We start from the raw sequence: 6,911 nt of genomic DNA, 5'->3' as shown, positions 1-6,911 counted from the left end.
CCATTGCTTCTATATTTTTTTGAAGTTTGTTTTTTTCATTATTTAAAAGATTTAAATTAGTGTTTATATCATTAGAAAGTTTTTCTTTTTGTATTGCCGTCGCTTTTATTTTATCTTTTCAAGCGTTAATGTTATTCTGAAGCTCATTTTTTTGAAACATAAGCTCTTTTGTTTCAAGTTTAGCGAGAAGCTGACCTTTTTTAATATTATCGCCTTCATTGACATATATTTTTTCTATTTTTCCCGGAAGTTTAAAGCTTAAAAACGTAAGGGAATCGCTTTTGACAAAAACCGCATTGCTCGAAACATAATTTTCATTAAACACTATATATCTGTAAAGCCCGTATAAACCTGCCGCAATAAGCAGTACAAATACAAACAAAGCTATCTTTTTTTTCATTAACAGCCCTTTTAGAGATTTTGAATAGTTTAGCAGAATTTTGTTGATATGTCAATATCTCGGATTGTATTCTTTTACTATTTCCTTTAATGTCTTGACAATTTGCTGTTTTTCATATAAATCTTCTAATTCTTTTATTTTAATTACTAAATAATCCAACTCCATTAAAGTGGGGTGAGCAATAAAAATGGATTTATATTTAGTTTTTATGTCAGCTTCTTCTAAAAGTAATTCCTCATAAAGTTTCTCTCCGGGTCTTAACCCCGTGAATATTATATCGTTTTCATCTTTTCCGTAAAGTTTTAACATAGTTTTAGCAAGATCTACAATTTTTACAGGTTCTCCCATATCTAAAATAAAAATCTCTCCTTTTTCAGCCAGACTTCCGGCTTGCAAAACCAACTGACACGCTTCGGAAATTAACATAAAATATCTCGTTATTTCGGGATGAGTAACGGGAAGAGATCTGTTTTTTTCTATATATTTTTTAAATTTCGGAACCACGCTCCCGCTGCTGCCAAGAACATTTCCGAACCTAACGGCCGCTATTTTCGTTTTATAGCTTTTTACATTTTGAGCATAAAGCTCACACACCCTTTTAGTGGCTCCCATAATATTAGTAGGCCTAACCGCTTTATCCGTAGAAATTAAAATAAAATTTTCACACTTATATTCAATTGCCAAATCTATTACATTTTTTGTACCTATAATATTATTTATAACGGCACTTCTCGGATTATCCTCACATAAAGGCACATGTTTGTAAGCAGCGGCATGAATTACTATTTGAGGTTTTTCCTTTTCAAAAACTTTTTTAATTTCCTCATATCGACTCACATCAACAAGATAAGATTTTTTTTTTATTCGAAGTTCCTCATTTATTAAATAAAGATTATATTCACCGTTATCAACTAAAACAAGCTTTTTAACACCGAATCTTTCGCATAATCTGCAAATTTCACTGCCTATACTCCCCCCTGCACCGGTTACGAGTATTTTTTTACCTTTTACAAAATTTTTTATAGCATTTTTATCCAAATCCTTAGGTTTTCTAGCAAGCAGATCTTCAATAGAAACATCTTTTATCTTTTTTTCAAAAGGACTATAAACTTTAATTTCTTTTACTTCCCTCTCTTTTAAAAAATCAACAAGTTCATTTAACTCTTTTTGAGAAAGTTCTTTTGTTATTATTGCCGTATCTATTTTTTCTATTTTGTCAAAAGGTAAAACTTTAAATCCGTAAATATAACTTCCCACAATATTTCCGTCGTCATAAACGGCTTTTATTTCGTAAGGAATATTTTGTTTTAAAAGCGAAAGCGTTTTTTCGTTAGCTCCGATAATAATAGCTTCATTTATATTTTTTACGTGTTTAATGACAAGACGCTTTGAAATTCGAAAAAAACCTATAAAAAGTAGTGTTAAAAAGAAATCCATAATTAAAGCACTTCTTGGAAACGGTGCAAAAAAATTTTCAAAAAAATATAAAGTTAAAAAAGAAAAAAAATAAGCCGAAATAGTGGCCGCTAATAATTTTTTAAGTTCCACTAAAGAAAAAAAACGCCAACTTACAAAATAAAGTTTAAATATAAAATAAAATAAAATTTTAAAACTCAGTATTAAAGGAAAAATTCTTAAAAAACTTTCCATATATTCTTTAGGAATTATGAAATTGAATCTTAAAAGATAGGCAAAATAAAGTGTAACAAGAGATAAAAAAACATCCCCCGTTAAAAAAAATATACATCTTTTAAAATTAGTAGGTTTAAACAGATTTGATAATTTCACAAATTCCCCTTATATCTTCATCATTAAGAGCCGTACCGCTTGGAAGACACAGTCCTTTTTTAAACAGCTCCTCGCTTTTACCGTTTATATAGCTTTTTGCATTTTTAAAAAGCGACTGCTTATGCATAGGTTTCCATAACGGCCGGCTTTCGATATTGTTAAGTTGTAATTTTTTCATAACCTCAAAAGGATTTTTATTTTTAAATATAAGAGTCGTAAGCCATCTGTTACCTCTACTTTTTTTAATCTCCGGCATAAATTCGGCAATATTTTTTAATTCTTCTTTATAAATGTTAAAAATTTCCCTTTTTCTTTTAATTCTTTCTTCAATCACTTCCATCTGACCGACACCTATAGCCGCAAGAATATTACTCATTCTGTAATTATACCCGAATGTCGTATGCTCATACCAAGGATAATCCTCCTTTGCCTGAGTCGATAAAAATTTAGCTTTTTTAATCCACTCTTCGTTTCGGCTTACCAACACTCCTCCCGAGGATGTCGTTAATATTTTGTTTCCGTTAAAACTATAAACCCCGAAATCTCCGAATGTGCCGGAATGTTTGCCGTTATAAGTCGCACCAAGCGATTCCGCCGCATCTTCTATTAAAAAAACATTATATTTTTTGCATAAATAGGCAATATCTTCTATTTTTCCGATTTGTCCGTAAAGGTGAGCGACAATTACGGCTTGTGGTTTTTCTTTTTTAAGCGCTTCTTCTAATAAATCAACATCCATTTGCCAATATTCGTCCGCATCTATAAAAATCGGCTCGGCATTTTGATAAAGAATAGGACTGACTCCTCCTATAAACGTAAAAGTCGAAACGATAACTTTATCACCTGTTTTTATTCCGAGTATTCTCAAAGCAAGGTGTAAAGCGCTTGTGGCGTTAATAACCGCTAAAGCATATTTCGCTTTCGTATAATTTTTAACACTTTCTTCGAATTTATTTATAAACTTCCCCACCGGTGCGATATAATTACTCTCATATGCTTCTTTTATATATTCAAGCTCTTTTCCACTCATATGAGGAGGCGAGAGGTATGTCATTTTGTTCCTTTTTTTACTTTTCACCATTTATACCGATTTAAACCTGTATTATCACTTTTCATTTTTATATCCTATTACTTTATCGTTTATTTTTTTATGTTTCAAATTTATCTACTTTAATTCGTAATAAATCGTCCCATAAAATTACACTTATTTTTTTCATATATTTCGAATAATCATATTATTAACCTTTTTATCTGCCTTTTAATATTTTCAATATTTCTTTTCTCGAATGAACTTCGATATCGGCGTTGTTTTCAATATCTTTATAAATTCCTTTCGGGTTTTTGTATCTTACGGTTTTCCAGCCGAGTTTTTTCGGTGCGAAAAAATCTTTTTTCGGATTGTCCGAAATATAGACGTATTCATTATTCGGATATTTATGCATAACCGTCAAAAACGGCTTTAACTCCGGTTTTTTAGTTCGATAAAAATCCGTAAATACGGGAAAATTTATATATTTATCAAGTCCTAAGGCGTAAAATTTGTTTTGTTGAGTTATATAATGTCCGTCCGTTATTAAAGCCGATATTTTTGCAAATTCTAAAAGCTCTACGCTCTCTTTTGGTAAAGTGATTTTTGGCATATGAAAACGATAAATTTCGATAAGTTTATTTATATTAGCATCTAAATCAAACGTTTGTATTAATTTATCGAAAATTTTTCCGCTTCCTTCTTTATTAAACAATTCCCACATAAAATTATAATATTTTTCATCTCCGAGATACCTGCTGATTTCTAAAAAACCGCTTTTAACGAATTCTATTTCGTCATAAAGAGTATCGTCTAAGTCAAACACTATTACCATCTACTAAAACCTCCGCATCATACCTAAGCATTATCAGATTATCTTTCCATCCTTCGAAATATTCTAATTTTTTACCGAAATAATCCTCTATTAAAAACTTAGCATAATCCGCTCCGGCAAGATAGCTTAACGGATAACCTCCTCCGAAACGAGGATTTATTTCTATAAACACGACTCTATCGTTCGTTTTAAAAAGTTGAACGGTAATACAGCCGTAAGCTCCTTTTAATTTTTTGCAAAGTTTTTTAATTTCATTAATGATTTTTTTGTCTTTAACCGTTTTAGCTTTACTGACTTCTCCGGCTCTAACTTCCAATCTAAGGCGTGGTACTACGGAAATTACCTCTTCATTTTTATCTATAAAAACATCTACGGTATATTCGTCTCCTTGAATAAATTCTTGAAATACGTAATTTTTATTTTTTGAGAGTTCTTTTGCAAATTCGGGAGTATATACTATTTGTGCGCCAATTGAACATGAAGAATTGTTTAATTTCGCAAATACGGGATAAGCGCAGTTGTCAATATCAACTCTTTTTGGCGTATCGAAACCGTTTTTTGCAAAAAATTCTTCCGTTTTATCTTTTAAATAAAACGTTTCGCAAATTTCCTTTGAAGAAACGGCAATAAAAACACCCTCCTTTTCAAACTTTTCTTTAACTTCCGCTAATACTGTTAATTCCGTATCGATTGTAGGGATTATGATAGAAATGCTTTTTTGTTTGCATTGATTTAACAAAATATCCGTATAAGAAGAATCGGTAACTCTTGGAACTTTAAAATACCCGTCGCTAACCTGACAAGCGGCGCTAAGATGAGGATTCATATCACATGTATAAACCTTTGTATATTTTTGGAAATTTCTTACTAAACTAACTCTTCTTCCCGCACTTGTTATTAAAACATTAATTTTTTCCATTAAACTTCTCCATTGTCGCCTGTCCTTTTTGGGAGATTCCTTCTCTTTTGATAACTTTTAAAACCGTTAAAAACAATATTTTCATATCGAGCAAAAAAGATATGTTATCTACGTATTCTATGTCGTATTTGAATTTTTCTCTCCAACTTATGGCATTTCTTCCGTTGATTTGCGCTAAACCGGTAATACCGGGCAAAACATCATGTCTTCTTTTTTGTTCTTCGTTGTAAAGTTCTAAATATTCGACTAATAATGGTCTTGGTCCTACAAAACTCATATCGCCTTTTAAAATATTAAAAAATTGAGGTAATTCGTCTAAGCTTAAGCTTCTAATGATTTTGCCTATGCCTTTTAGTCTTTTTTCATCCGGTAATAATTTACCGTTTTCATCCGTTTCGTTCGTCATCGTTCTGAATTTATAAATTTTAAAGAGTTTGCCTTTATATCCCGGTCGCAATTGAGTGAAAATAATCGGTCTTCCGTCCCATAAATATATTAAAAAAGCCGTTATTATCATAACAGGAGAAAAAACGATTATCAATAATAAAGCTAAAATTTTATCGAAAAGAGGTTTAAAAAATTTTTTATACACTCATAATCTCCTTATAAACTTTCATATATTTCTCAACCACCACTTCAATGTCGAATTCGTTTATCGCTTTTATCCTGCCGTTTTTTCCGAACTTTTCTCTTAATTCGGGATTGTCTATTAAAATTTCTATTGCTTCGGCAAGTTTGTCGCTGTTTTTAACGGGTACTAAAAATCCGTTTTTATTATTTTCCACTACTTCTTTGCAACCCACGGTATCGGTAGTAACGATAGGTTTTGCCATAGAAGCCGCCTCAAGCAACGTCCTTGGCACTCCTTCTCTGTAACTCGGTAAAACGAATATATCGCAAGCGGATATCAACTCTTTTATATCTCTTCTAAATCCAAGATATTTAACACTACCCCAATTCGGAGCAAAAGCGTTTTTATTGCCTTTATCCGTTTCCCCTACATACCAAAATTCCGCTTTATCTTTTAATTTATCGGCAGCTTTTATATACTCCTCAACCCCTTTGTCTTTTATAATCCTCGCTATCATCAAAACTACAGGCTTATTTTCACCCATTTTAATCCCTGAATTCTCCATTCTCCATTCTCCCTCTGTATCCCAAAAAATCTGACGATTTTTCTGGGACTCCGCTTTCTCAATTCTCCATTCATTCGTATCAATTCCGCTACTTTTTATTAAAACCGCTTTATTTTCGGGGATTATTTTTTTCCGGACAAAATATTTCAAATCATCACTATTTTGAAAAATAACCTTTTTTGTGTTTTTTGTAGTTATTTTATATCCTAAGATAATAACGTTTCGTATAATTTTACTTTTTAAATCATTATGAATAAAAAAACTCCCAAGCCCCGTAACGGTATTTATCGTTCGGGGGTGTTTTATTAAATTACCGTAAATATTAGGTTTATGCATAAATGTATGTAAAATATCGGGATTTATTTTGTTTATTACTTTTTTAATATTTTTAACGGTTTTAAATTCTTTAAAAACATTTAAACTTGCCCTATCAATCTCATAACTCACAGCTTTTATCCCATATTCGCTAAATTTATCAAAAACCTCTCCCTTCGGACAAACGGCATATACCTCATACGAATTTTTAACCAATTTTCGCATAATAGGCAATCTAAAAAGATATAGATTCAAATCCAAATGGCTAAGAAAAGCGATTTTCATACCAGAACTCCAACGTAAATAAAAGATATAAAATTTTAGCGTTTTTTTCTTTTGAAAATGGAAGATTATAAATATCAATATCTATAAAATTTTTATAAAAACCTTTTTTTAAATATTCGAATATAAGTTCTTTAAGTTCTCCCTCCACCCAATCTACAAGCGGAATTTCAAAGCCTCTTTTCGGAGCGTTTACGAGTTCTTGAGGC

Annotated in this window: 7 protein-coding genes and 1 pseudogene; all 8 read right to left on the bottom strand. The window is 31.2% G+C overall.

Annotation, left to right across the window (positions count from 1 at the left end; genetic code table 11):
• Positions 1 to 118 precede the first annotated feature (118 nt).
• Positions 119 to 400 carry an HlyD family secretion protein gene (locus ACXJIE_RS07305; protein WP_456480312.1) on the bottom strand — a complete coding sequence of 94 codons (282 nt, stop codon included), beginning with the start codon at positions 398 to 400 and terminating at the stop codon, positions 119 to 121.
• A 51-nt stretch (positions 401 to 451) separates the two neighbouring features.
• Entirely contained in the window at positions 452 to 2,188 is a 1,737-nt protein-coding gene (locus tag ACXJIE_RS07300; protein ID WP_456480311.1) for a polysaccharide biosynthesis protein, read from the bottom strand.
• Positions 2,166 to 3,242: an aminotransferase class V-fold PLP-dependent enzyme gene (locus ACXJIE_RS07295; RefSeq protein ID WP_456480310.1), complete on the bottom strand. Its 1,077-nt coding sequence runs from the start codon at positions 3,240 to 3,242 to the stop codon at positions 2,166 to 2,168. Before ACXJIE_RS07295 ends, ACXJIE_RS07300 begins: the two co-directional genes overlap by 23 nt.
• Positions 3,243 to 3,435: 193 nt before the next feature.
• Positions 3,436 to 4,050: an HAD family hydrolase gene (locus ACXJIE_RS07290; protein WP_456480309.1), complete on the bottom strand. Its 615-nt coding sequence runs from the start codon at positions 4,048 to 4,050 to the stop codon at positions 3,436 to 3,438.
• The gene (locus ACXJIE_RS07285; protein ID WP_456480308.1) at positions 4,034 to 4,969 is read right to left on the bottom strand and encodes an ATP-grasp domain-containing protein; all 936 of its coding nucleotides are present in this window, start codon (positions 4,967 to 4,969) and stop codon (positions 4,034 to 4,036) included. The genes ACXJIE_RS07290 and ACXJIE_RS07285 overlap by 17 nt, the downstream gene beginning before the upstream one ends.
• Positions 4,956 to 5,561: a sugar transferase gene (locus tag ACXJIE_RS07280; protein WP_456480307.1), complete on the bottom strand. Its 606-nt coding sequence runs from the start codon at positions 5,559 to 5,561 to the stop codon at positions 4,956 to 4,958. Before ACXJIE_RS07280 ends, ACXJIE_RS07285 begins: the two co-directional genes overlap by 14 nt.
• Positions 5,554 to 6,705: a glycosyltransferase family 4 protein gene (locus ACXJIE_RS07275; protein ID WP_456480306.1), complete on the bottom strand. Its 1,152-nt coding sequence runs from the start codon at positions 6,703 to 6,705 to the stop codon at positions 5,554 to 5,556. Before ACXJIE_RS07275 ends, ACXJIE_RS07280 begins: the two co-directional genes overlap by 8 nt.
• Positions 6,686 to 6,911, bottom strand: a pseudogene (locus tag ACXJIE_RS07270) (asparagine synthase (glutamine-hydrolyzing)); the annotation flags it as partial. The gene ACXJIE_RS07275 and the pseudogene ACXJIE_RS07270, both read right to left, overlap by 20 nt.

This window comes from Nautilia sp., from assembly GCF_053994455.1.
The sequence above is the reverse complement of the archived record's forward strand: the minus strand, read 5'-3'. Positions and strand labels throughout refer to the sequence as shown.